A 25,320-nucleotide genomic window follows, 5' to 3' on the forward strand; every position below is an offset into this window, starting at 1 on the left:
GAGGGGACGAATGAAGCCGTTGCCGTCGACGAGCCGAGGGCGCCGTACCCGGGCCGCCATCGTCAGCGTGGCCGCGGATCTGATGCACAGGCGGGGACTGGCCGCGCCGTCCATGGACGATGTGCTCGCCGCCAGCGGCACCGGGAAGTCGCAGCTCTACCACTACTTCGACGGCAAGCAGGACCTGACCGTCGCGGTGCTCCAGCACCAGTTCGAGCGGGTCATGGCCGGGCAGCCCTCCCTGAGCGACCCCACCTGCGACGACCTCCATCGCTGGCGCGAAGAGGTGCTGGAGGCACACTGCGCCCACGGCATGGAGACCTGCCCCCTCGGCGCGTTCGTCGGCCAGGCCACGGACGATCCGGTCGTGCAGAAGACGCTCTCCGAACTCTTCGAACGCTGGCAGGACGCCATCGCCGACCTGGTGGCGCGGGCGCTGCGAACGGGCCGGGTCCGGCCGGGCGTCGACCCGGCGGACGCCGGGTGCGCCCTGCTCACCGCCGTGCAAGGCGGCACCATGCTCTCCCACCTGCGCGGCGACGCCCAGCCGCTGGCCCGCGCCCTCGACGCCGTGGTGAAAGGCCTCTCAGCCCCGGCCGCCTGAGCGTTGGCCGGTTGAAGAGCGCTTTCCCGGGAAAGTCCGATGAGGCCACGTTCGATGGCAAGCAGATCCGGAGCGTAGGACCGCTAGGCCCGAGCGCAGGAAGCCGCGCGGCAGTCGATCACCCCAGCCATGTATGCGAGCACCGAAGTGAGTGATCGTCACGGCCTTGGCCGGCGGCTGGTGCTCGCCTCTGGGGCGCGTGGGCGGCGTGTTGCGCTCTTTAGCTCTCCGTTCGCCGGCGTGAGGCCAAGTACACCGGCTACTCGTTGGCTCAGTCCAAGACTCATGAACGCGGTTGGGTACCGATCCGGCAGTGTGATCACTAGCTTGTGGAAGGTCCCCGGTTTCGAGTGACTTGTGACGCGAGGGCTGCCGGGCGGCGTCGAGGAAACGCACGGCCTATCCACGTTGTGAGGTGAAGACTTGGTTGAGGCGTTGGCGTCAGAGGATCCCTGGGAGATCGCTGGGTACAAACTGCGGGGCAGGCTTGGCTCGGGCGGAATGGGGATCGTCTATCTCTCCTACAGCCGGGGCGGCCAGCCGGTGGCGCTCAAGGTGGTCCGGCGCGAGTATGCCGAGGATCCGGAGTTTCGACGCCGGTTCGCCCGGGAGGTGGAAGCGGCCCGCCGGGTTCAGGGCGCGTACACGGCGCCGGTTCTCGACAGCAACGTCGAGGGCACGCAGCCCTGGCTGGCCAGTGCCTACGTCCCGGGGCCATCGCTCGCCGACGCGGTTCACCGGCATGGACCGCTGCCGCCGGAGACGGTGCTGTCACTGGTCGCCGGAATCGCCGAGGCGCTGCAATCGATTCACGGGGTGGGGGTCGTCCACCGGGATCTGAAGCCGACGAACGTGCTGCTGGCCTCAGACGGGCCCCGTGTCATCGACTTCGGCATCGCCCGTTCCGCCGACGCCACGGCCTTGACCGATACCAACGTACGGCTGGGCACACCCGCGTACATGTCGCCCGAGCAGGTGACGGGACGCGGTATCGGTCCGGAGACCGATCTGTTCGCTCTGGGCCTGGTGGCGTTCTTCGCCGCGACCGGAAGGCACCCCTTCGGAGAGGGCGACGGAAACGCGCTGCTGTTCCGGATCCTGTCTCAGGAGCCGGAACTGACCGCCTGTCCCGAGCCACTACGTGAGATCGTCGCTCGCTGCCTGGCGAAGGAGTCCTCCGAGCGGCCCACTCCGACCGAGATCATCGAGCTGTGCCGTGGCGGTGCGGGCGCGGGCTCGTTCGATCGGGGGGGCGAACTGGTGGCTGCCACAGCCGATCGCCGCGGAGATAACCCTCCAGGAGACGGCATCGCTGCCGACGCCGCCAGCGGTCACCACTACCGGTACGGCGCGGCGGCCTGTCGTGCTGGCGTTCGTGGTCGGGGCGCTCACCACCCTGCTGATCGGTGGTGGTATCGCGTTCGTCATCATGCAACTGCTGCAGGAGCGCGATCCGGCAGGTAGCGGTTCCACGACCGCCGCCACCAGTCAGACCGACAACCCTGACCGCTCTCCAGCAGACACCTCGCCCCCAGCCACATCCGGCACCTCCTCCCAAGCCGACTCCACCGACCAAGCCGACCCCATCGACAGGGCCACGACAGCGGCCGGTTGGCGGCTCACGAAGGACGACGAACCGCTCGTCATCCGTCCTCCAGGCGCCGAAGGCGACGCGTTCGCCAGTTGCGCGGCTTCCCCGTCGACGTTCGTCGAGCTGAATAACCTGACGGTCATCACGGACAGCAACCACGGCAGCTACGTCGCGGACGGGCAGACCTTGGAGTACATGAATTGCGGCGAGAACGGCACCGCTCCAAGCAGTGGCATCAAGCTGCTCGACGGTCAAGGCATCATGGGCTCGGTGCAGAAGCGGAACATCTCGCCCGCAGAATGCCGGGACGCCGCCCGCCAGGCCAACCTGCCCAACCCGATCACCATCAGGCAGATCCAAGATGACGCCGTTTTGAAGAAGAACACGGGCATCTGCGTGGAGACGAGCGCGAAGAACGTCGTCCTGCTCTGGATCAACCGCGTGGACGCGCACCCGGACAACCACGACCTCCGGACCTACCTCATCACCGCCACCCAGTGGAGCCCGGAAAGCTCCTGAAGGTCATGCCACCACGCTTCGCAGCGATCTCAAACAGACCGACGCCGGGCTTGCGAACGCCCTCGATCGAACCCACCGAATGGGCGGATTGCGATCACATTCAGGCAGTGCGATTCGGTAGGGTAGCGACGGTTTCTCGTCGGGCGCACCTTCGCCATGCGAGAGACGGACACTCTTTCACCGTGCTCGGGGCCTCTTCCGTCAACGAGGCTTCCGCGGAGTGCCTGAATTATCCTGCTGGTCGTTGAAAGGGTCGGCGATTGTCCAGTCCGAGCCCGCTGGAGCCCGATGGACCTGAGCGGATCGAGCCCTACCGCCTTGCCGGTGTGCTGGGAGAGGGCGGGCAGGGCACGGTCTACCTCGGCCACTCAGCCTCCGGAGCACCGGTGGCCATCAAGGTGCTGCACGCCCGGATGGCCGCCGACGCCGACGAGCTCCGGCGGTTCGCCCGGGAGACGGACATCGCCGGTCTGGTGGCCACCTTCTGCACCGCCAACGTCATCGACGTGGGCACCTTTCGCGGGCGTCCCTACATCGTCAGCGAGTACATCCCCGGCCCCTCGCTCCAGGAGCTGGTGAAAAGCGAGGGGCCGCGGACCGGCAGCGGCCTGGAGCGCTTGGCGGTCGCCACGCTGACCGCTCTGGAGGCGATCCACCGGGCCGGGATCATCCACCGCGATCTCAAACCCGCCAACGTGATCATGGGGCCAGAAGGCCCGGTGGTCATCGACTTCGGCATCGCCCGGCTGCTGGACCAGGTCACCACTCGCTCCGGGATCGTGGGCACCCCCGCCTACATGGCCCCCGAACAGTTCCAAGGGCAGGTCGCCGCCCCGGCCTCCGACGTGTTCAGCTGGGCCGCCACCATGGTGTTCGCCGCCACCGGTCAGGCCCCGTACCCCGGAGTCACTCCGGCCGCCGTGATCCACGCCATCATGACCCGTGATCCAGATCTTACGGGCGTCCCTGATCCTTTACAGTCCCTGATGCTTTCCTGCCTGGCCAAAGACCCCGATGCCCGCCCCACGCCCCAGGAACTGTTGGCCAGGCTCACCACCAGGCACCTCCGACCGCAGCACAACCCTCGGGTCTCCGCGGAGGCCCGGCCCACCGATGCAACCGGCGACTACCGGCGATCTCCCAACCCCAACGCCGTCGGCCCGGCATCGCAGGGCACGGGAGCCGGGGCGCCTGACCTCGACCCCGGCACCACGGGCGGCCGGGTTTCGCCGCCGAGCCATGTTTCCGGTCCGAGTGCCGCCTCGGCACCGACGGACCCGGTCCGGCCGCGTGGCCGAGGCAGGGGGGTGATCGTCGCTTCGGCGGTCACCGTACCGATCCTTGTCATCGGCATCGTGTTCGCGGTCGTACAGTCCCGTAAGGATCACATCGTGGTCGGCGGATCGATTGCGACGCCGGTTGCGATGGCTTCGAACACCACTACTCCTCCCGCGCCGGAGTCGACAACATCGGCGACAACACCGCCGCCCGCCGCTGCGTCCGAGCCGGCCAAGAGCGCGTCCTCGTCTACGGGGTCGGCCCCGTCGCGGCGGCCGAAATCGACGCACCAAGCTCCGCGGACGTCGCCTTCCTCGTCGGCCCCGTCGCAGCGGCCGAACCGGACGAGCAAGGCGATGCTTACGCAGCCTACGGACAAGCCGTCCGCGGCGTCGGACTCGCCACGGCGGTCAGAAGTATCGAGCGAGGCTCCACAGCCGCCGCCTTCCGGCGGACACGCCGTGAACATCAGCACCAACTACGCATGGGCTCGCGGATCCGTTTCCTGGAACGGGACGACGGCCACGGCGAGTGGCAGCGCGCAGGACACCAAGCAGTACGAGTCCCGTTCCTGGCTGCGGATCGCCTACCGGAAGAACGTGGGCGGCGTCTGGAAGGTTCACTACGCTGAGCGCGATCCATGGGCCGAGGTCTCGAACGGGGAGCACACGGACTTTGAGTGGTCCATCGGCGGCCCCGTGAAAGACGTGCAGTGGGATCTCTGCTCCAACCGATCGGGCAAGACATATTGCACCGGATGGAAATAGCGACGGCGGATGTCGTCTCGCAAACGTACGACCTGTAGATGCCCGTAACTCGGCGATTCGCGGTATCCCCAGGTCGGATTCCCGGCTGCCAGGCGCAGCGTCGGCGCGCGGATCGTCAGCCGTGGCGGCGACCGGCCTGGCGGTGACAGCGACTCCATAGTTCACCGAATACTACGTAGTTCAACGGATGTTGTCTGATACCAGCAGATTCATGCTTATTTCGGTCCCGGGCCGGAGGTGATGCCGCAGCCCGGGGTTTCGGCTCTGCTGGATCAATCAGTGAGGAATCGCCATGCCCCAGGCTGGTTCTGTCGACGCGCGGCCACCTGCTCCCGGTTCACCGGCTCAGGACACGGCGGCCGGGCTGCCGCCGCACTGGTGGGTGGCGGGTCTCACGTTGGCGGAGCGGCTCCGGCTGTCCGGACAGCCGGAGCGACCGGCGGAGAACGAGCGCCTGGAACGGGCGCGGCGCAGGCTGGGGCGCTGGAGGGAATCTCCCGGGCTGGGGAAGGACGGCTACTTCGCCAGGCTGCTGGACGAACGTGGACTGGACACCGACAGGCTGCTGGCACTGCTCGCGGAGGACCCGAGAGACCTCGCCGACCGGGCGGCGCCGACGACGGGCCGACCGGCCTGGGCCGAGACGGTCGAGGCGGTGCTCCGCGCGATGCCCGCCGAGTCCGCGATACCCGCCGAGCAGATTCCTCCATCGGACGAGGAGTCGGCCTGGCAGCTCGGCTTCACGAAGATCGTCGCCCCGTTCCTTCGCGTCGTCGTCGGCCGCCTCGTCGCCGCCGTACATGACGAAGGAATGGACGATCTGGTCGACGTGCACCAGCTGAGCCATCAGCTGGCCACGCAACTGGGACAGCAACTGACCACGCTGGCAGGCCGCACGCTGGTTCTGGAGCTGAACGTGCTGCGCGTCACCGATCGGCTGCGCGGCGAGACGGCGCGAGAACGGTTCTGGTCCTTTGTCGAGCATTTCTCCACCAGGGACGCGCTGGCGGGCTTGATGTCCGAGTACGTGGTCCTGGCGCGGCTGCTCGCCCAGGCCTGCGACCAGGCGGTGGAGGCGTACCACGAGCTGCTGGTCAGGCTGGCCGAAGACCGTGCCGAGATCGTCACCTCGATGCTCGGCGGCGAGGATCCCGGCCGCCTGGTGGAGGTGCACATGGGCGGCGGGACCGGCGACCTGCACCAGGGCGGGCGGGCGGTGGGGCTGCTGCGGTTCGCCGGCGGTGCCCGCCTGGTGTACAAGCCGCGTCCGCTGGCGGTGCACCGGCACGTGAACGACGTGATCCGCTGGCTGGACGAGCGCCTGCCGGGCTACGGCCTGCGGTCCCTCGTCGTCGTGGACCGCGGCCGGTACGGCTGGGTGGAGTTCGTCGAGCACAGCCCCTGCGAGAACGTCGACGGGGCCCGCTTGTTCTACCGCCGTCAAGGCGCCCTGCTGGCACTGCTCTACGCCCTCGACGGGGCCGACTTCCACTACGAGAACCTCATCGCGAACGGGGACCAGCCGGTCCTGGTGGATCTCGAGGCGGTGTTCCACCCGAGAGTTCCGCGCCCTTCGGGGCTGGACTGGATGAACGGCGACCCGGCCGTCTCCGTGCTGGCGGAGTCCGTTTCCCGTATCGGGTTGCTGCCGTCCGTCCTGTGGGGCGAGGACGGCGACGCCATCGACATGGGCGGGGTGGGGGGTGACGCGGGGCAGCCGTTACCGTTCAAGGTCGTCGGCTGGGGCGGCTCCGGGACCGACGAGATGCACCTCACCCGCGAGAACATCCTCTTCCCCGGCAGCCAGAACCGCCCGAGCGTCGACGGCCAGGTGGTCAACCCCGCGCACTTCGTGAGCGAGCTGATCTCCGGGTTCCGGGACGGGTACGAGGCCATCGCCGCCCACCGTTCCGAGCTGGTCGGCCCCGGCGGCCTGCTGGAACGCTTCGCCGACGACGAGATCCGCGTGGTGATGCGGGCGACCCGGCTCTACGGAACGCTGCTCATGGAGTCCACCCATCCGGATGTGCTGCGCGACGCCCTCGACCGTGAGCGCGTCTTCGACTTCCTCTGGGGGTTCGCGGCCGACGATCCGATCCGTCGCCCGCTGGTGCCCGTCGAGAGCGAGGAGCTGTGGTCGGGGGACGTCCCGATGTTCACCACCCGCCCGGCGACGCGAGACCTGTGGAACGGCCGGGGCGTGAGAATGCCCGGCGTGCTGGACCACGACAGCCTGACGCATGCGATGGACAAGGTCCGGGCGATGGGGGCGCGCGACCGGGCCCAGCAGGAGTGGATCATCGAGGCGTCGATGGCGACCCGCCCCGATCAGGCCGCCTCCATCGGCACCGGCCCGGTTTCGCTTCCGGTTCCGGTTGAGCCGGCCGTTTCCCCGTCTCCCGTGGCGCTCGACCACGAGCGTGTCCTCGTCGCCGTGCGAGGCATCGCGGACCAGGTGGCCGCGATCGCGCACGCCGACGGCTCGCGGGTGAACTGGCTCGGCATCGATCTCATCCAGGAATCCCAGTGGATGGTCAACCCGCTACGGCTCGACCTCTACAGCGGGATTCCCGGTGTCGCGTTGTTCCTGGCCCAGGCCGCGTCCGTCCTCGGTGACGATCGCTACGCCGACCTGGCCCGCCGCGCCCTGACACCGTTGCCGGAGATCGTCGACTCCGTCGTGAACGCACCGGCCGGCGCCCCCATGACGACGTGCGGCCCGTTCTCCGGATACGGCGGTCTGGCGTACGCGCTCACGCACCTGACGCGGGAACTCGGCGACCCCTCCTTGGGAGACGCGATCGAACCGCTGGTGACCTCACTGACCGAATCCATCCCGATCGACGAGATGTTCGACGTCATCGGCGGCGCCGCCGGCGCTCTCGGCGCGTTGCTGGCCATACACGAGGCGACGGGACTGCCCGTCGCCCTACGGCTGGCACGCGCGTGCGCCGACCGCCTGGTCGAGACCGCTCGACCGCAACGGCGGGGTGTCGCCTGGCCGGGCGCGATATCGTCCTCCCTGCCCCTCACCGGCTTCTCGCACGGGGGCGCCGGCATCGGCTGGGCGCTGTCACGCTTCGCCGCGACGCCGGACGGCGCCACGACGGGTGCGCGCTACGCCGAGACCGCGCGTGCCGCCTTCGCCTACGAACGTGACCTGTACGACCCGCGCGTCCGCAACTGGCCCGACTATCGGGACATTCCCGGAGAGCGCGCCGACGGCACGCCGCCCGCTCCCATGCAGGCGTGGTGTCACGGCGCGCCGGGCATCGGCCTGGCCCGCGCCGACCTGCTGCGGCGGGGGGTCACCGGTGGCCTCGCGGCCGACGCCCAGGCGCTGACGGCCGATCTCGATCTCGCGCTGGCATCGTTCCTGGCCGGTCCGACGGCGCTGGGCGGGCACAGCCTCTGCCACGGGGAACTCGGAAACCTCGAACTGATCACCACGATGATCGCCGCCGGCCGTACCGACCTGGTCGAAGCGCGCGACCGTCGCCTCGGGGTGGTGCTGGACCAGCTCGAATCCGGCCCGCGTTGCGGCACACCTGCCGGAGTGCCCACTCCCGGCCTGATGAGCGGGCTCGCCGGCATCGGGCACGGCCTGCTGCGCCACGCCTTCCCGGACCGGGTGCCGTCGGTGCTCCTCCTCGAACCGCCGATCGGCTGATCCCGCGCCGCCTGCCGCGCCGCCGTTGCCGTCGTCCCGCGTTTCCTCCGAGGAGAAGCCGTGCGCCACCGTGTTCCCGTCCGCCTTCAGATGACCCGTACCGAGTGCGGCGCGGCATGCCTCGCCATGGTGCTCAGCTACCACGGCAGGGACACGTCGGTCTCCGGGTGCCGGGACCTGCTCGATCCCGGCCGCGACGGCGTCTCGCCGGCGAGTCTTGTCGCGGCGGCCGAACAGCACGGGATGCGGGCCACCGTGGAGCGCGTCGAGGACCTGCTCGCGACGCCGCTGGAGAACCCCGTCATCGCCTATTGGGAGAAGCATCACTACGTCGTGGTGGAGCGGGCCGGCCGGACCCGGGTACGCGTCGTCGATCCCGCGAAAGGACGGCGCTCCCTCTCCCGCGAGGAGTTCGCCGAGCAGTACGGCGGGGTGGTGATCAATACCCGGCCCGGAGAGGACTTCGTCCGGCGCCGTACCCCGCTGCGGCAGAAAATGCTCATGCGATACCTGCGCGAGTTCATCGGCGTGGCCGGCGGGCGCCGCATCCTGCTCGGCATCCTGCTCCTGGCCGCCGCCCTGCAGGTGCTCGGGCTGTCGCTGCCGTTGGCCACCAAGGTGGTCGTCGACCAGCTGGTGCCCGACGGACGCCACGACCTGCTCGGAGTGCTGGGCGCCGCGGTCCTCGGGATCACCGTCATGCAGGGAGCGCTGAGCGTCCTCCGGTCCCGGATGCTGCTCAGGCTCCGGGCGCTCGCGGACGAACAGCTGACCGGCCGGTTCGTCACCCACCTGTTACGCCTGCCGCTCGGTTTTTTCCTCCAACGGAGCCGGGGAGACCTGTTGATGCGGCTCAGCAGCGTGTCGACGGGCCGGGAGGCGGTCACCCAGCACGCGCTGACGATGTGCTTGGACGGCGTACTGCTCATCGGGTACGTCACGGCCCTCACCTTTCTCAGCCCCTGGTACATACTGATCGTCAGCACGCTCGCGAGCATGCAGGTCTGCCTGATGCTCAGCTCTTACAACCGGGTGAGCGTGCTCACGCAGCGGGAGCTGACCGCCCGCGCCGAGGAGCAGGGCTACCTGATCGAGGCGCTCCAGGCGATGCTTCCGGTCAAAGCCAACGGTGCGGAGATGCAGGCGCGGCGGCGCTGGCACGAGCTGTTCGGCGCCTACCAGGTGGCCATGCTGCGCCGAGGCCGGGCCACCTCCTGGTTCGAGGGCGGCCAGGCGGCGCTGTCCATGCTCGCGCCCCTCTCCCTGCTGTGGTGCGGCGTGTGGCTGGTGCTGAGCGGTCAGATGTCCCTGGGCTCCATGCTCGCCGCCAACGCCCTGGCCATGTCGGTGCTCTCGCCGTTGATGGCGTTCGTGGGCGTCATCCAGCTTCTCTCCATGCTTCGCGGCCAGATCGAGCGCGTCTACGACGTGCTCGATTCGGCTCCCGAGATCAGCGGTGACCAACTGCTCTCCGGCGGCCAGCCGGTCTCCGTGCAGGCGCGCGACGTCACCTTCCGGTACGCGCCGGAGTCACCGCCCGTGGTCAGGAGCGTGTCGTTCGCCGTGCCCGCCGGGGCCAAGCTCGGCATCGTCGGGCGTACCGGTTCGGGGAAGAGCACGCTGGCACTGCTGGTACTCGGCCTGTTGCGGGCGGAGGCGGGCACGATCCGCCACGACGGCATCACCGTCGACGACCTCGACGTCGGCGAGCTGCGCCGTGGATGCGGCGCGGTGCTTCAGGAGCTGTCCCTGTTCAACGGCACGATCCGCGACAACATCACGCTCGGCAGTCCGGATGCCACGGACGCCGACGTCGTCGACGCCGCCACCATGGCGGGACTGCACGAGGACGTCCTGCGCCTGCCCATGGGGTATCGGACCACCGTCGGCGAAGGCGGGGCATCGCTGTCGGCGGGGCAGCGCCAGCGCGTGGCGCTCGCCCGTGCGCTGGTCCACAAGCCCAGACTGCTCATCCTCGACGAGGCGACGAGCCACCTCGACCCCGAGACCGAACGGCGCGTCGACGCGGCGCTGTCGGCGCTGCGGGTGACCAGGATCGTCATCTCGCATCGGCTCAGCGCCATCCGGAACGCCGACGAGATCGTGGTCATGCGGGAAGGCCGGGTGGCCGAGAGCGGGAAACACGAGGAACTGGTGAACAGGCCCGGCGTCTACCACGAACTTTTCGCCGATGTGACCACCTTCGAGAACGCCGGAGTCGTGCACTCGGCTCTCCCATAGCTGCGCGGCGCCCGTCGCGCGACCTGAAAGCACCATCCACCACAGAAAGGAACCCCCATGTCAATGGAAGAGGCCCGAGATCTGGTCCGGTCCTGGAAGGACCCCGACTTCCGCGAGGACGGCGTGGAACACCCCTCCGGCGACATCAGCTTCACGCTGGTGGGCGCGGAGAGCGCCGACAGCACCCCGGCATGCACGGTGACCATCGCCACCGGAACGCTGAGCTGCTTCCCGTGGTGTGGCAACACGGTCTGGAACGGCACCTGCACGTTCGCGTCGTGCAGGCCCCACTTCGAGCCCGCCTAGGTTTGATCCGTCGTCCCGGCGGGCGCCGTACCGGACTTGCTTGACAGGTCACGACTTGTTCGATCACGTGACGCCGGCCTGCGCGTGACATACCCGGTCAGGCCCGGGAGCCCGGCGAGAAGGCAATGATCATGTAGAACGTGTGGGTGGCGGCCTGGCCGCCACCCACATCACCCGAGGGGGAGACGTTCAGCCCGGTGACTCGGCCGGCTCTACCCAAACTGGGGTAACTCCGGGAGCGTCCCTATATGATCTTCCGATGCCGATGCGGAAGAACACGTCAACGGGCCATCGCTCGTGGGCGTGTTTCGTGGTGGCAGTGAGCGCTTCGCTGGTGCCGTGGGCGTTGCTCGCAACGACGGAGAGCGAATGGTCCAGCCCTCCCTTGCCTTTGGCGATGCTCGCCACCTCCTTCCCCGGGGTCTCGAACCGAGAATTCATAGCTCTGGACGTCTTTGTCATCGGCGTCCTGCCGCTTCTGACAGGCATCGCCGCCATGAAGAGATCTCGCACGCTGATCGGCGCCACCAGCGCAATCTGCGGAGTCCTGGCCCTGCTCCATCTGGTGCCCGTGCTGGGAGCGCTGCCGATAACCCTTCCGCCGGCGGACGCCACCGCGGACATGCTCGCCGGCAGCCAACCGGACTTCTATTTCGGTACGCTCCCCGACGGAGGGGTCTGGGCACTGGCGCCCGTCGCCTATGCGGCCAGCGTTATCGCACTCCTTGTCGCCGCCCGGCAGAGAGGTCGCAGAGTGACGGTCGTAGCCTGACAAGCCCGGAGCCGTTTCCGGGCCGGGCCGGTTCCGCGCCGTGAACGGAGGACCTCGATGCCGCTCGACGACCTCGGCACTCCGTTCACGTCGCACGGTTCCGCACGCCGCGTGGTGTCGCTCGTCCCGTCGCTCACCGAGTCGCTCGCCGAGACCGCTCCGGAGGTGCTGATCGGCGCGACCGACTGGTGCACCCACCCCGCGGAGTTGCGCGTACGGAGGATCGGCGGCACCAAGAACCCCGATGTGGCCGCGATCGTCGCCCTCCGGCCGGACCTGGTGCTGGCCAACGAGGAGGAGAACCGCCTCGCCGACCTGGAGGCGCTCCGGTCGGCCGGGGTGCCGGTCTGGGTGACGAGGATCCGTACGCTGGAGGACGCTTTCGCCTCCCTGCGCCGGATGCTGACGATGGCCTGCGGCCTGCCCGAGCCGGACTGGCTCGCCGCCGCGGAACGGGCCTGGCCGACTCCGCGGACCACCGGCGTACGGCGGGCGGTGATCCCCATCTGGCGTAAACCGTGGATGGTCCTCGGGCGCGACACCTTCGCGGGCGACCTCCTGCTCAGGCTCGGCGTCCGCAACCTCTACGCCGGCCACGCCGAGCGCTATCCGAAGATCGCCCTGCCCGACCTGCTGGCGGCGGGTGCCGACCTCGTCGTCCTTCCCGACGAGCCCTACCGTTTCACCGCGGAGGACGGCCCCGGATTCTTTCCCGCGACACCGGCCGCGCTGGTCAGCGGCCGGCATCTGACCTGGTACGGCCCGTCCCTGGTCGAGGCGCCCAGCGTGCTCGGGACCGCCCTGGGATGAGACGGCGGCCTGAGGATTCTGGGGGATCAGGGGTCGCGAAGGCCGTCCTCGCCTCCGGAGAGCTTTTTTTCAAACGTCGCGGGTCTTGCTCCGCAGGTCAGTGACACCTGCGTGACATAAGCGGATTTAGGTCTCCAATTACCCCTTGACTCCCATGACGCCGGAGTGGTCAGATCTCTTTTCATTAGGAAGCTTTCCTAACTATCTGGCCAGATTATCGGCCCTCGCCACCAGCGAAGATGCTTGGCCGGCTCGCCCAGCTCGGGGGCAGCGGAGCGTACGGCTCGGCAGAAAGGCAAGTCGTGCATCCAGCCACCTCGGCGCTCCGGCGCCCGCCCCGTGCCGTCCTGATACTGTCCGTCCTCCTGGCGCTCGTCTCACCGGTGTTCACGGCCGTGTCGGCGAAAGCCGCCACGAACCGCTACGAGGCGGAGAGCGCGACCGTCTCCCAGGGACTCGTGGAGGCCAACCACACGGGTTTCTCGGGGACAGGTTTTGTCAACGGCGACAACCTCGCCGGTAGCTACACCGAATGGGCGGTGAACGTCCCGTCGGCGGGCAGCGCGACCCTGGTCCTCCGCTACGCGAACGGCGTCGCCGTCAACCGGTCCGCCGACGTATCGGTCAACGGCACGGTCGTCTCGGCCGGCCGGGCCTTCAACGGCACCGGCAACTGGGACACCTGGGCCACCTCGACCCTCACCGCCTCGCTGAACGCCGGGTCCAACAGGATCCGGATCTCCGCCACGACCGACAACGGCAACCCCAACCTCGACTATCTCGACGTCGTCGCCGCCGACGCGCCGGCCTCGGACTACCAGGCCGAGGCGGCGACGCTCTCGCAGGCGACGGTGGCCACCAACCACACCGGTTTCACCGGCACCGGCTTCGTCGACTACGTCAACGCGCCCGGCGGTTCCATCGAGTGGACGGTGAACGTCGCCTCGGCGGGAGCCCACACCCTCACGTTCCGGTACGCCAACGGCACTCCGGCGCCCCGACCGATGGACATCTCCGTCAACGGGACCGTGTCGGCCGCGGGCAAGGCCTTCCCCGCCACGGCCAACTGGGACACCTGGGCCGACGCCACCGTCGCGGTCACCCTCAAGGCCGGAGTCAACACGATCCGGGCGACGGGCACGGACGCGCTCGGCGGGCCCAACGTCGACAGGCTCGCCGTCAGCGGTTCCAGCGGAAGCGACGGTCAGGCGCCGAGCGTCCCGGCCTCTCCCAGGGTCACGGGGACCTCGGCGAGCAGCATCTCGCTCGCCTGGAACGACTCCACCGACAATGTCGCCGTCACCGGCTACCGCGTCTACGAGGGCACCGCGCTCAGGGCCAGCCCGGCCACCGCCAGCGCGACCGTCACCGGCCTGGCCGCCTCCTCGGCGCACTCGTACACGATCTCCGCGGTGGACGCCGCCGGGAACGAGTCCGGGCGCAGCGCCGCCGTCACCGGCACCACGAGCGGCACGGGTGGCGGGGTCACCGCCGACCAGTTGCTCGCGAAGGTCACCACCTGCAGCCAGATCTCCAACGGCAAGTACAAGACCGACTCCGATGTCAGCAGTGCGACCGTGGCCGTGTGCAACAAGACGGGGGCGGTGTTCTGGAAGGCGGACATGGACATCGACTGCGACGGCATCCGTACCACCCAGTGCAACGAGGACACCGACTGCTGCTTCCTGCCGGAGACCGCCTGCGAGACGAGCGGCGGCGCCGCGCTCAACGCCGCGCAGCTGCCGTACGTGGTGGTGCCGAGTTCGAGCGGCATCTGGAACTACACCACCAAGGGAATCGGCTGCGGCACGGTCGTGGCGGTGATCTACAACGGCCAGATCGAATACGCCGTGGTGGGCGACACGGGGCCGAGCGAGATCATCGGGGAGGCGTCCTACCGGACGGCCGCCGACCTGGGCATCAACCCCGACCCGAGCAACGGCGGCATCGACACGGGTGTCACCTACATCGTCTTCACCGGCTCGGGCACCAAGATCGCGACTGAGGAGAACCACTCGCAGGCGGTGACCCTCGGGCAGCAACTCGCCCAGCAGTTCGTCAACAACAACTGACTCTCCCCTTCCGATCCCGTACGGCTCGGCGACAATTGACCCCCTCTTCCGATCCCGTACGGCTCGGCGGCATCTGGCACCGTGGATCACCTCTTTCGGATCCCGTAGGGCCCGGCGGCAACCGGTATCGCGGACCATCCGCCCCTGATCCCGTACGGCTCCGTGAATCGACCGCGGAGCCGTACGGGATCCTCATTTTTCGCGTTTTCCTTTTGCCGAGCGGAGGTGAAGCGCTTCAGGGAGTTTTGGGCATCATTTACGACTTCATGTCGCTATATCGGCAAATATGCGTGCATAGGGGAGGGGTAGTTGATTCCACTCATGAGCTGATCGCCGGAGGTCCTCATGGTTCAGAGAATGCTCGCCCTGCTGGCCCTCGCCGTCCTCGTGCTGGGTGGCACGGTCAGCGGCGCCGCCGCCGTCGCCGCTCAACCGGCTCCCAACGACCAGGACAGGCATTTCCTGGTCCAGGTGCACCGGATCAACCTGACCGAGATCGAGGCCGGGAAGACCGCTCAGAACAAGGCGAGCGACCAGACCGTCCGTGACCTGGGCGACAAGTTCGTCACCGATCACATGAAGCTCGATGAGAGCGTGCAGAAGGTGGCCAAGGCACTCGACGTGAAACTGCCCGACAGGCCCGGCCCCAAGCAGCGCGCCGTGCTCGACAAGGTGTCGGGACTGAATGGAGCGGCCTTCGACCGCACGTGGATAACCACGGAGATCATAGGTCACCGGGAGGCCCTCGCCGCCGTGAACACCGAACTGCAGGACGGCTCCTCCGCCCAGGTGAAGCAGGTCACCACGGACGCCAAGCCGGTCGTGCAGGAGCACCTGAAGCTGCTGGAGCAGGCCCGGGGCGCCAAGACCACGCCCGGGAGCACGCCGAGCGCCAGTAGCAGCCCCGGCTACTGACCAGACCCGGTGACGACCCCGGCCGGTCCCGGCGGCAACCCGGGTGCCGGCCGATCCCGGAGGTGATCCGAGCCACCGCTCGACCGGTCCCGGTATCCGCCGGTGCCGTTCGCCCGGCCGGTTTCGGTCCGCGTGGCCCGGGGCGCCGGTCGGACGGCCGGTTCAGTTCACGTGGGCCGGGGGAGCGGGCTCTTCCTCGGTGAACTCCATCTCGGGCGGGGGGAGCCGGAACAGGCGGGTGAGGTAGGCGAGGTAGACCACGCCGATGGCGAGCCAGATCAGGCCGAGCATGATGGCGTTGCCGTCGAGCTTGGTGAGCAGCCACACGTCGACGATCGCGCCGATCGCCGGTGCCAGGACGTACGGCAGGATCCCGGGCCGGCGCCCCGCGCGGCGTTCGCGGAGGTAGAGGGCGATGACGCTGAGGTTGACGAAGGTGAAGGCGGTGAAGGCCCCGAAGTTGATGAACGACGTCGAGGTGGCGACGTCCAGGCGCAGGGCGATCATTCCGACGATGCCGGTGAGCAGGATGCTGAACGCGGGCGTGCGGAACCTGGGGTGGATGTAGCCGAAGATTCTGCGGGGCAGGACGGAGTCGCGTCCCATGGCGAACAGCAGCCGCGAGGTGCTGGCCTGCGCGGCGAGGCCGGAGGTGAACTGGGCGATGACCAGACCGGCGAGGAAGACGGCCCCGAACAGGTTGCCGCCGATCGTCTTGGCGATCTCCGAGGCCGCCGAGGAGGAGTCGGTGAAGGTGCTGCCGGGATGCACGAGCTGGGTGAAGTAGGCGACGAGGATGAAGATGGCGCCCCCGATGAGCGCGATGAGCAGGATGGCCCGCGGGATCGTTTTTGTGGGTTGGACGGTCTCCTCGGTGAGGGTGGTGACCGCGTCGAAGCCGAGGAAGGAGTAGGCGGCGATGGCGGCGCCCGCCGAGATGCCGGTCACGGTCGTGGCCGAGTTGAAGAACGGGGCCGGGTCGACCAGCGCGCCCGCGCCGTCCGAGCCGACCAGGTGACCGATCGACAGCAGGACGAAGAAGACCAGGACCAGGATCTGGAAGATCATGAGCAGGGAGTTGGCCCTGGCCGCCACCTTGATGCCCAGCAGGTTGAGCCCGGTCGTCACGACGATGAAGCCGATGATCCACAGCCACGAGGGGACGCCGGGGAACTGCGCGGACAGGTAGGCGCCGCCGATCAACCAGATGACCATGGGCAGGAAGAAGTAGTCGAGCAGCACCGCCCAGCCGACGAGGAAGCCCACCCGGGAGTCGATGGTCCGCCGCACGTAGGTGTAGGCGGACCCGGCGATCGGATACGCCGCCGCCATCTTGCCGTAGCTGAGGGCGGTGAACAGCATGGCCACCAGGGCGACGGCGTACGCGGCGGCGGTCGCGCCGCTCGTCGTCTCGGCCACGATGCCGAAGATGCCGAGCACGATCAGCGGCGTCATGTAGGCCAGGCCGAACAGGACGACGGATCTGAGCGTGAGGGCTCGCCTCAGAGTTGGTTCGCTGGCTTGCATGGCGAGGTTCCCTCCGAAAGGGGTCAGTTGTCCGCTGGTTTCCAGCGCGCGGGGTCGATGCGCCCGCCGTACAGGGGGAGTTCGAGGGGGTCGTCGGCGGGACCGAACTGGTCCCACATGCGGTTGAGGCCCGCGGTGCCGTACCTGCGCACCCGCGTGACGTCGTCCAGGTCGAGGACGTCGGTGAGCACGGTGGGAGCCTCGCCCGCCTCGACCCTGACCCGGCCCTCGGGATCGACGACGAGACTGCGTCCGGTGCCGGTGGGGGCGGCCGTGTTGACGCTGACGACGTAGACCTGGTTCACGATCGCGTTGGCGCGCGCCAGCACCAGTTCCTGGGCGCGGTCGGAGGTCGTCGTCATGACCGGGTTGACGATGACCTCCGCGCCCATCCACGCGAGGTGGCGCGCGACCTCGGGAAACCAGACGTCGTAGCAGATCGCGAAGCCGACCCGGCCCGCTCCGGGGACGTCGAAGACCACGAAGCGGTCGCCCGGCCGGTAGGGCTCGTACGGTCGCCAGGGGAAGATCTTCCGGTACCAGGCCGCGAGCCGGCCTTCGGGGGAGAAGGCCAGGGCCGTGTTGTACAGCGCGCCGTTCTCCCCGCGCTCGCAGACGCTGCCGGGCACCAGCCAGATGTTCAGATCACCGGCGAGCTGGGCGAGCACCTTCGACCGCGGCCCGTTCAGAGGCTCCGCGGAGGCCTCCAGCTCCGCGGTCCTCTGGCGGGGCGGCGTCCGGGTGCCGTGCAGGTGCAGCTCGGGGAAGACGACAAAACGGGCCTCGGGAAAATCCGCGACGAGTGCCTCGACCTCCCGGGCGAAATCCGAGATCGACCCGTCGATCGGGTGGGGCGTCGCCTGGGCGAGTGCGACGGGAAGAGGGCGGGACACGTGACACCTGGTTTCTGGCTTCCTAGCTATGAGATGTGAAAATAGCTCATTCTGAGCAGTTAAATCAATAGTGTTCACAATGAACTGTTTTCTGGCGAGTACGGTGATGGGATGACGCCTGGTAGCCCCCTGACCGCGCTGAAAGCCCCCGTTCTCGCGGGTATCCGCCGGCTCAACGCGCTGGACACCGTTCGCGCCCGCATCGCCATGGCCGTTGAGCTCGGCCTGCTGAAGCCGGGGGAGCGGCTGCCGCCGACCGATGAGATCGCCCGATCCCTCGGCGTCGGAGAGATCACGGCCCGGCGCGCGCTCGTCTCGCTGTGCGACGAAGGCGTCCTGGAACGGCGACGCGGCCGGACCGGCGGCACCCTGGTGGCCCACCGGCCCGTCACCGGCCGGGTCCTCGAGATCGAGGCATACCGGTCGGCCGCGGACGAGGTCCACCGGCTGATCGACGAAAGGCTGCTGCTGGAGTGCGGGATCGCGCACCTGGCGGCGTCGAACGCGGGGCCGCGCCAGCTGGAGGAGCTGGAGGCCCTCGTGGCGCAGATGGACCGGGTTTCGAGCTGGGCCGAGTTCCATACGTGCGACGAGCGTTTCCACACGGCGATCGCGGCGGCCACCGGGCTGCCGTCGGCGGTGGGCCAGTACGGTCCGGCCCTGCGGGAGCTCTACCGCTACTACCTGCCGTACCCGCTGGACTACCTGCGGGAGTCCAACGGCGAGCACGCCGAGCTCGTCGCGGCCCTGGCCGGCCGTGATCCGCTGAAGGCGGTCGACGTCACGCGCCGCCACGTCCAGACGCTCCACCAGACCATGTTCGTCGGGCTCATCGGCCCTCAGCCGCCCGCCGGCGTCCCGCTCGCCGGGGCCCCGTCACCTCCGGGAGGCCCATCCCCGTCCCCGGACGCGGCCGCCTCGGCTCTGGCCAGCTCGGAGTGCCGGTAGGAGTATCCGAAGTACACGATCAGGCCGATCACGAACCACGCCGCGAAGCGTACCCAGGTCTGCCACTGCAGGAAGGTGATCAGCCAGAGCGAGAACAGGATCCCGATCGCCGGCACGACCGGCATGCCGGGGCAGCGGAAGGTCCGGGGCAGGTCGGGCCGCCGGTAGTGCAGCACGATCACCGCCGCGCACACGACCACGAAGGCGAGCAGGATGCCGATGTTGGTCAGCTCCGCCACCTGCACGATGGGCAGGAAACCGGCCAGGAGCGCGGAGATGACGCCGACGATCCAGGTCACACGGGTCGGCACGTGCCGGGTCGGATGCGTCTTGGCGAACCACTTCGGCAGCAGCCCGTCCCGGCTCATCGAGAACCACACGCGGCTCACCCCGAGCATGAACGTGAACATGACGGTGAGGATGCCGACGATCGCCCCGACCGCGATCACGTTCGCCAGGCCGTGCAGGCCCACCGAGCTGAACGCGGTGGAGAAACCGCTCTCCCTGTCGATCTCCGTGTATTTCTGCATGCCCGTCAGCACCAGGCAGGCCAGCACGTAGAGGACCATCGAGATGGCGAGCGAGTACATGATCGCCTTCGGCATGTGGCGTCTCGCGTCCTTCGACTCCTCCGCCGCGGTGCTCATGGCGTCGTAGCCGAAGACGGCGAAGAAGACCGTGGCCGCGCCCGTGAACGCACCACCGATGCCGTAGGGGAAGAAGGGGGTGTAGTTGGACGGGTTGATGAAGAAGAACCCGACGACGATGACCACCAGCACCACGACGACCTTCAGCGCGACGACGGCCATCTCGAACCGGGCCGCGTTTCTCATGCCGAGGTTCAGCAGATAGGCGATCAGCAGGCAGAGCAGGGCGGCGATCAGGTCCACCCGATGCCCCCCACCCGTCCCCGGAGCCCCCAGCATCCACACGGGCATCTCGACGCCCAGGGCGTCGAGCAGGAACGAGAAGTAACCGGAGATGCCGATGGCGACGACCGCGACGATCGCGGTGTACTCCAGCAGCAGGTCCCAGCCGATGAGCCAGCCCACCAACTCGCCGAGGACCGCGTAACCGTAGGTGTAGGCGGACCCGGCCTTCGGGATGAGCCCCGCGAACTCCGCGTAGGAGAACGCCGCCGCCGCGCTCGCCACCCCGGCGATCAGGAACGACACCACGACGGCGGGGCCGGCGATGCCGTTGGCGACGGCCCCCGCGAGCGTGAAGATGCCCGCGCCGATGATGCCGCCCACCCCGATCGCGGTGAGCTGCCACAGTCCCAGCACGCGGGTGAGCTGCTCGCCCCCGGCGGCCTCGGGCTCCTCTATGTGCTCGATGGGCTTACGGCGAAGGACGCCCGATCCCACCCGGAGTATGGCCATGACGCATCCCCTCACCACGACGGCCGCGGCGGACTGTCCGGATCCGCCATCAGGCCTAACGGAGATCCTTCCCCGCTTGACCTGCGGTGATGTCAGGTTCTTCACCTGTTGCGCGAGGAGAAACCGGGTCCCGGGGCAACGCCTGCTTTCTGCTGGGCGGCGATACGCCAACGCGGCTCGGCCGGCGTGCCTGCGGGCGCGGGGGCGGCCGATCTCCCATGATCAAGGGCCCATGATGGCGGTATACGCCGCGCACCATCCATGATCAAGCTATGACGACAAGTGTGCGGTTCGATCGGATGGAGACCGAGCGGCTCATCATGCGACGCTGGCAGGAGTCCGACCGGGCACCGTTCGCCGAGTTGAACGCCGACCCCGAGACCATGCGGTTCTTCCCGAACACGCTGGACCACGAGGCCAGCAACGCGCTGATCGAGACGATCGAGACGCGTTTCGACCGGCAGGGGTTCGGATTCTGGGCGCTGGAAGTGGCCGCGACCGGCACGTTCATCGGCTTCACCGGCCTCAACCCGCTGCCGGACGGCGTGCCCGGCGCCGGCGGTTTGGAGGTCGGCTGGCGGCTGGCCAGGCATGCCTGGCATCACGGATACGCCACCGAGGCGGCCAGGGCCGCACTCGGCGTCGCCTTCGACACCATGGGCCTGCCCGAGATCTGGTCCCTGACCGCGGTCCTCAACGAACCGTCCCAGGCCGTCATGCGCCGGCTGGGGCTGACGGAGGCGGACCGGTTCGACCACCCCCGGATCCCGCCGGGCGATCCGCTCCGGCCGCAGGTGGCCTATCACGGCACCCGCCCGGCTGCGTCCAGGCTCCCATGATCATGGGTCTATCCGGCAGGGCGCCCACTCGCCGCCCGCCGGATAGACCCGATGGTCCGGAGCACTAGTAGCGTTCCGCCACGCCTGAGTTGATCTCGGTGAGAACAAGGGTGGTGTTCGTGTAGCGGATGAGGTTGGACAGGGTCGGTGGCTGGGCCAGGGTGGCCTGGGCGTAGCGGACGGCGTCGCCGACGGTGTTCAGGCCCAGGCCGCGGATGGTGAGCGTGTTGACGGCGGTGCCCGCGTTGATCCGGCGGGATGCCAGGTTGAACATGGTGGCCAGCAGTTCCGCCCGCACCGTGCGCGGCTGCGTCACCGGCAGGAACAGGACGGCCGAGGCCTCCTGCTGGGACAACGTGCCGTTGGCCGCGGAGTTGTCGGCCCCGTCGAAGCGCGTGTCGGTGGCCTGGACACGGGCCAGCACCTCGGCCGTCCTCAGGTCCGTCCGCAGCCCCCACAGCGTCGAGAGCAGCGGCAGCCTGCTGGGCGTGACCGCGGTGATCGAGGTCTGCGCCGAGGCCGTGACCGGGGCGAAGGTGCACGCCCCGCCGGCACTCTTGTAGCTCACGGACACCTTGTTGATGTGGGTCGCGCCCGGTAGCGACAGCAGCGTCGGCCGCGCCGTGAAGACGATCGTCCGGTCGCCGGACGTGGCCGGCACGTCGCCCACGTTCCAGACCAGTGTCCGGGTGCCGTCGGCGTTGAGCGTCACGGAGTTCGGCTTCGGGCCGGTGCCCAGGTCGAGCGCCGGGCTGTAGTAGACGCCGGCCGGCAGCGTGTCGGTGACGGTGACCTCGGACGCGCCGTCACTGCCGGTGTTGGCATAGGTGATGGTGGAGGTGATCGCCTCGCCGGCGTTGACCGTCGGGGACGCTTTTTTCGTCAGGGTCAGTCGCGGCGCGTGCACCGTGGTGGTGGCGGTTCCGGTGTTGTTCGTCGTGTTCGCCTCGGGGCCGCCGTCGAGGTTCGTGGCGGTCGCGGTGGCCTTGTTGGTGAGTTTCGTCCCGTCCTCGGTGGCGCAGGGGACGAGATAGGTGAACGACGCGGTCGCGGTCGCGGACGGGCCGAGGTTGGGCAGTGACCGCGTCGCGGTCGTGGCGTCGGGGAAGGTGTCGGTGAGGCCGACCGCGGTCGCCGTACCCTTTCCGACGTTTTTCACTTGTACGGTGTAACCGAGGGTGTCACCGGACTTGGCATCGGTCTTGTCGACGGTCTTGGTCACCGTGACGTCGGGGTCGTAGAAGTCGTGGAAAGCGGTTCGCCGCTTCTGGGCGGTGTCGAAGCCGATATCGGGGCCGTGGCTGACGCCGGCCCCGTTGGCGGTCTGCGCGGCGGCGGCTCTGAACTTGAGGCTGTGCCAGTCATCGTGCCCGGTGAGCTCGGTCCGCTGAGTGGAGGCGTCGTCTCCGGCGTTGATGTTGACGTCCACCGGATTCGGGTCGATCACCGGCAGCATGGTCGTCGGGTCGACGTTGTTGTTCCAGTTGAGCGCTGCGTTGCCGCGCCCGAACTGAGGGCTTCTATCGGGAGCCGTCCAGCTGGTCATGTCGGTGCCGTCGCCGATTCCATTGGGCTCCAGCAGCGCGGTCTTCTTCAGCGTGGGGAGAGAGGCGCGGGAATAGTCGAGACGGTCCGGTGCGCTCCCCGGGCCGGTCGGGATGCCGTCCGGATCGAAGGAGTAGTTCATGACGCTCAGATAGTTGGGCTTGTAGTTGGTGTCGTCGCTTCCGCCGTGATCCAGGCCGAGCGCGTGCCCGAGCTCGTGCATGATGCTGCCGGACTGCTCCCGTGTCGTGCCCACGCCGCCGGTCCACGAGCCGAGGGTGACGAGAAAGTCCTTGTTGTGGCCGCGTTCCGGTTCGCAGCATTGACCCGAATCGTCTTTTCCGGCCCTGAGGTCATGCGCGAAGATCGCGTAGTGGGCGTATATGGCGAGGCTGAAGTTGAAATTGGCGTTCCGTGCGGATCGGTAGTCGTCGCCGAGATCCTCATCCTCGAAGTTCATCACCGGCTGCTCGCCGATCGCCTTGCCCCGGACATGGATGAAGTCCATTCCCGTCGCCTTGTGATCCCCGGGGTAGGGGCAGGGCGACACCGCGTCAACCGGCGCGGCGTCGAAGGCGGCTTTCACCTCACCGATCGCGTTGGGGTCGGGTTCGTGTGAATGGCCGGTGGGACCGGAATCGCTCATGTAGTCGATCTGGACGACGACCGACTTCCGGCACGGGTCCAGGCCGACGAGATCGGCCACCTTGAAGCCGTCCGGGCCGTAGACGGCGTCCTGCTGTTCCACGGCGTCGGGAATTCCGTCGCCGTCGATGTCGACGCTGGTGCCGTTGGAAATGCTGAAGTCGATCCGGGCTTTCCTGCCGTCGTTGTTGCTGGGGAAACCGTGGTCGCCGTCGCCCTGGCCCACGGTGAGGCTGTTCAGGAGGTCGCCCGACCAGGAGTTGCCTTCGACGGTGTCGTAATAGACGAGATCGAGATCGACGTCATCGTCCTGAGGGCTGATGTCCATCTTGTCGTCGCCACCTTCGGTGGGACCGGAGTCTTCGTCCCACAGCCGGATGAGGATCGGCACGCTGCTCTGTCCGGCGGGTAGGTTCACCGTCTGCGTGAACTGCCAGCCGGGGGAGAAGACGTCGTCCTCGATGACACCGCGTCGCTCCAGCGGGCCGTCACCGATGCGGACCTCGGGGAAGTAGTCTCCGTCGCCCGCTGCGGTGTCCGGGTTCTCGATCTGCAGCACATTGTTGATGCGAAGCGTGAGCGTGACGCTTGTGGCGGCGGAAGCCGTCGAAGAACTCAACGCCGGCAACATGGCGAACAGCAGCCCTATTGCGGCATATAGCGCGATTCGCGGCTTGCGACCCTTACGTCGCAATCCATGTGAAGTGAAATGCGCCATCTTTCTCCTTTTTAAATGTTGGTGTATGGCATCCCCATTCTGGTAATTCACCATAATTGTCACCGCTTAATTCGACATGAGTAGGGCTATACTCATTTCTCGCCGCTTCGCTCAGGGTGCTCGCCGGGGTCGCGGCGCTGATGCGTCCTCCTGTGGTGAGACCGGGCAGCCGGCAAGAGCAGCGCCTGACGCGTTACCGAGCAGGTCGTGCTGCCGTTCCACGGGAGGTCGTACCTGTTCCCGCGGTCGGCATTGACGGCCCGGGGGCGTCGTGAGCGTCGGGTGAGGGTTTTTTCAACGGACATCTCCATGATCCGGATCGTGGACGACCCCGTCATCGGGCGGCGAGGTGCGGCCTCGGCCAATAGAGCTGTGACCGAGGCCGCAATGGTGTCCTGTCCGTCTCCGGACGGGGTTATTTGAAGGCCGCGGTATTGCGCGTCGCCCACTCGGCGAAGGTGCGGGGCGGCCGGCGGAGAAGCCGTTCGACATCAGGGCTGACGCGCTGCTCGGCAGCGGACGGTGCGCCGAGGGCGCCGAGGGTGGCCTCCACGACCGGCTCGGGCATGTATCCCAGCATCTGCTCCCGCGCCTCCGCGTGGCTCAGCTCGATGAACCGTACCGACTCGCCCAGCGCGTCCCCGATCGCCGCGGCCTGCTGCCGGGGTGAGATCGGCGTCGGTCCGGTCAGCGTGTAGACGTTGCCCTCGTGGCCTGGCCCGCGCAGTGTGACGGCGGCGACCTCGGCGATGTCGGCCGGATCGATGGCCGGCAGCGCGACGTCGCCGAACGGCGCCGCGACCGCCCGTTGTGTGCGGACCGAACCGGCCCATTGAAGCGCGTTGGAGTCGAAGTTGCCCGGCCGCAGCATCGTCCATTCCAGGCCCGACCGCCTGACGGCGTCTTCCAGATCCGAGGGGTGGCGTTGCGTGCCCACGCCCTGGGAGGACAGCAACACGACCCGCCGGACGCCGGCCTCTCGCGCGACATTCATGACGTCACTGAGATCGCCGTTCGCCATGAAGTCGGGGGAGGTCAGCAGGAGCAGCGCCTCGGCTCCATGAAGGGCGGGCCTGAGGCTGTCCGGCTTGGCCAGGTCGGCCTGCCGGTATCGCGCCCCGGACGGCACGTCCTGCGCTGAGATTCTTCGTGACACCGCCGTCACCTGCTCGCCCGCTGCCATAAGCGTCTGTACGAGCGGCCGTCCCACGTTGCCCGTCGCTCCGGTCACCACGATCATGTTCACTCCCAGTTGTCGAGTCCCTCTGCGGGCTCGTC

General features: G+C 68.4%; 18 protein-coding genes. 13 read left to right on the forward strand and 5 right to left on the reverse strand.

The features are described 5' to 3' along the window. Positions 1-10: 10 nt before the first annotated feature. From CHC08_RS12015 to CHC08_RS12065, 11 genes are all read left to right on the forward strand, one after another. Entirely contained in the window at positions 11-604 is a 594-nt protein-coding gene (locus CHC08_RS12015) for a TetR/AcrR family transcriptional regulator (RefSeq protein ID WP_089207313.1), read from the forward strand. A gap of 423 nt (positions 605-1,027) precedes the next feature. Beyond that, the gene (locus CHC08_RS50635) at positions 1,028-2,068 is read left to right on the forward strand and encodes a serine/threonine-protein kinase (RefSeq protein WP_218825265.1); all 1,041 of its coding nucleotides are present in this window, start codon (positions 1,028-1,030) and stop codon (positions 2,066-2,068) included. Next, entirely contained in the window at positions 1,968-2,714 is a 747-nt protein-coding gene (locus tag CHC08_RS50640; RefSeq protein WP_218825266.1) for a hypothetical protein, read from the forward strand. The genes CHC08_RS50635 and CHC08_RS50640 overlap by 101 nt, the downstream gene beginning before the upstream one ends. Positions 2,715-2,974: 260 nt before the next feature. Continuing rightward, positions 2,975-4,759: a serine/threonine protein kinase gene (locus CHC08_RS12030; RefSeq protein WP_089207315.1), complete on the forward strand. Its 1,785-nt coding sequence runs from the start codon at positions 2,975-2,977 to the stop codon at positions 4,757-4,759. A 292-nt stretch (positions 4,760-5,051) separates the two neighbouring features. Then, complete coding sequence (locus CHC08_RS12035; protein ID WP_089207316.1) at positions 5,052-8,429, forward strand: type 2 lanthipeptide synthetase LanM family protein; 3,378 nt, start codon at positions 5,052-5,054, stop codon at positions 8,427-8,429. 60 nt (positions 8,430-8,489) lie between these two features. After that, positions 8,490-10,670 (forward strand): peptidase domain-containing ABC transporter, encoded by a 2,181-nt coding sequence (locus CHC08_RS12040; RefSeq protein ID WP_089207317.1) that lies wholly within the window; start codon positions 8,490-8,492, stop codon positions 10,668-10,670. Positions 10,671-10,727: 57 nt separating this feature from the next. Next, positions 10,728-10,976 carry a hypothetical protein gene (locus tag CHC08_RS12045; protein ID WP_143653182.1) on the forward strand — a complete coding sequence of 83 codons (249 nt, stop codon included), beginning with the start codon at positions 10,728-10,730 and terminating at the stop codon, positions 10,974-10,976. Positions 10,977-11,295: 319 nt separating this feature from the next. Further along, positions 11,296-11,748, forward strand: a complete 453-nt coding sequence (locus tag CHC08_RS12050) for a hypothetical protein (RefSeq protein WP_218825267.1) — start codon at positions 11,296-11,298, stop codon at positions 11,746-11,748. Between the two features lie 57 nt (positions 11,749-11,805). Continuing rightward, complete coding sequence (locus CHC08_RS12055) at positions 11,806-12,558, forward strand: helical backbone metal receptor (RefSeq protein WP_089207320.1); 753 nt, start codon at positions 11,806-11,808, stop codon at positions 12,556-12,558. Positions 12,559-12,860: 302 nt separating this feature from the next. Next, entirely contained in the window at positions 12,861-14,630 is a 1,770-nt protein-coding gene (locus CHC08_RS12060; protein WP_179281994.1) for a CBM35 domain-containing protein, read from the forward strand. Between the two features lie 345 nt (positions 14,631-14,975). Then, a complete protein-coding gene (locus CHC08_RS12065; RefSeq protein ID WP_089207322.1) occupies positions 14,976-15,545 on the forward strand; it encodes a DUF4142 domain-containing protein in 570 nt (189 codons plus the stop codon). A 162-nt stretch (positions 15,546-15,707) separates the two neighbouring features. Here the strand turns inward: CHC08_RS12065 and CHC08_RS12070 are convergent, their stop codons facing one another. Both CHC08_RS12070 and CHC08_RS12075 read right to left on the reverse strand, forming a co-directional pair. Continuing rightward, entirely contained in the window at positions 15,708-17,072 is a 1,365-nt protein-coding gene (locus tag CHC08_RS12070; protein ID WP_089207323.1) for an APC family permease, read from the reverse strand. Between the two features lie 23 nt (positions 17,073-17,095). Continuing rightward, positions 17,096-17,965, reverse strand: a complete 870-nt coding sequence (locus tag CHC08_RS12075) for a carbon-nitrogen hydrolase family protein (protein ID WP_089207324.1) — start codon at positions 17,963-17,965, stop codon at positions 17,096-17,098. 111 nt (positions 17,966-18,076) lie between these two features. Between CHC08_RS12075 and CHC08_RS12080 the strand changes: the two genes are divergently transcribed. After that, entirely contained in the window at positions 18,077-18,913 is an 837-nt protein-coding gene (locus CHC08_RS12080; protein ID WP_089207325.1) for a FadR/GntR family transcriptional regulator, read from the forward strand. Here CHC08_RS12080 and CHC08_RS12085 read toward each other — a convergent pair. Continuing rightward, a complete protein-coding gene (locus tag CHC08_RS12085) occupies positions 18,805-20,295 on the reverse strand; it encodes an amino acid permease (protein WP_089207326.1) in 1,491 nt (496 codons plus the stop codon). The genes CHC08_RS12080 and CHC08_RS12085 overlap by 109 nt on opposite strands. Positions 20,296-20,567: 272 nt before the next feature. On the opposite strand from CHC08_RS12085, the gene CHC08_RS12090 reads away from it, so the two are divergent. Then, on the forward strand, positions 20,568-21,134 hold the full coding sequence (locus CHC08_RS12090; RefSeq protein ID WP_245878273.1) for a GNAT family N-acetyltransferase: 567 nt from the start codon (positions 20,568-20,570) through the stop codon (positions 21,132-21,134). Between the two features lie 64 nt (positions 21,135-21,198). On the opposite strand, the gene CHC08_RS12095 is transcribed toward CHC08_RS12090, so the two are convergent. Beyond that, complete coding sequence (locus CHC08_RS12095; protein ID WP_179281995.1) at positions 21,199-23,943, reverse strand: DUF7507 domain-containing protein; 2,745 nt, start codon at positions 23,941-23,943, stop codon at positions 21,199-21,201. Between the two features lie 514 nt (positions 23,944-24,457). Beyond that, positions 24,458-25,282 (reverse strand): NAD(P)H-binding protein, encoded by an 825-nt coding sequence (locus CHC08_RS12100; RefSeq protein WP_089207422.1) that lies wholly within the window; start codon positions 25,280-25,282, stop codon positions 24,458-24,460. Between the last annotated feature and the right edge of the window lie 38 nt (positions 25,283-25,320).

Source organism: Streptosporangium subroseum, from assembly GCF_900188345.1.
In the GTDB taxonomy this organism is placed as follows: Bacteria; Actinomycetota; Actinomycetes; order Streptosporangiales; family Streptosporangiaceae; genus Streptosporangium; species Streptosporangium subroseum.

Excerpts from the sequence above, each read along its gene's own strand:
- CHC08_RS12015 (WP_089207313.1), top strand. The coding sequence starts at position 11 with ATGAAGCCGTTGCCGTCGACGAGCCGAGGGCGCCGTACCCGGGCCGCC.
- CHC08_RS12035 (WP_089207316.1), top strand. The coding sequence starts at position 5,052 with ATGCCCCAGGCTGGTTCTGTCGACGCGCGGCCACCTGCTCCCGGTTCA.
- CHC08_RS12045 (WP_143653182.1), top strand. The coding sequence starts at position 10,728 with ATGTCAATGGAAGAGGCCCGAGATCTGGTCCGGTCCTGGAAGGACCCC.
- CHC08_RS12055 (WP_089207320.1), top strand. The coding sequence starts at position 11,806 with ATGCCGCTCGACGACCTCGGCACTCCGTTCACGTCGCACGGTTCCGCA.
- CHC08_RS12065 (WP_089207322.1), top strand. The coding sequence starts at position 14,976 with ATGGTTCAGAGAATGCTCGCCCTGCTGGCCCTCGCCGTCCTCGTGCTG.
- CHC08_RS12070 (WP_089207323.1), bottom strand. The coding sequence starts at position 17,072 with ATGCAAGCCAGCGAACCAACTCTGAGGCGAGCCCTCACGCTCAGATCC.
- CHC08_RS12080 (WP_089207325.1), top strand. The coding sequence starts at position 18,077 with ATGACGCCTGGTAGCCCCCTGACCGCGCTGAAAGCCCCCGTTCTCGCG.
- CHC08_RS12085 (WP_089207326.1), bottom strand. The coding sequence starts at position 20,295 with ATGGCCATACTCCGGGTGGGATCGGGCGTCCTTCGCCGTAAGCCCATC.
- CHC08_RS12090 (WP_245878273.1), top strand. The coding sequence starts at position 20,568 with ATGACGACAAGTGTGCGGTTCGATCGGATGGAGACCGAGCGGCTCATC.
- CHC08_RS12100 (WP_089207422.1), bottom strand. The coding sequence starts at position 25,282 with ATGATCGTGGTGACCGGAGCGACGGGCAACGTGGGACGGCCGCTCGTA.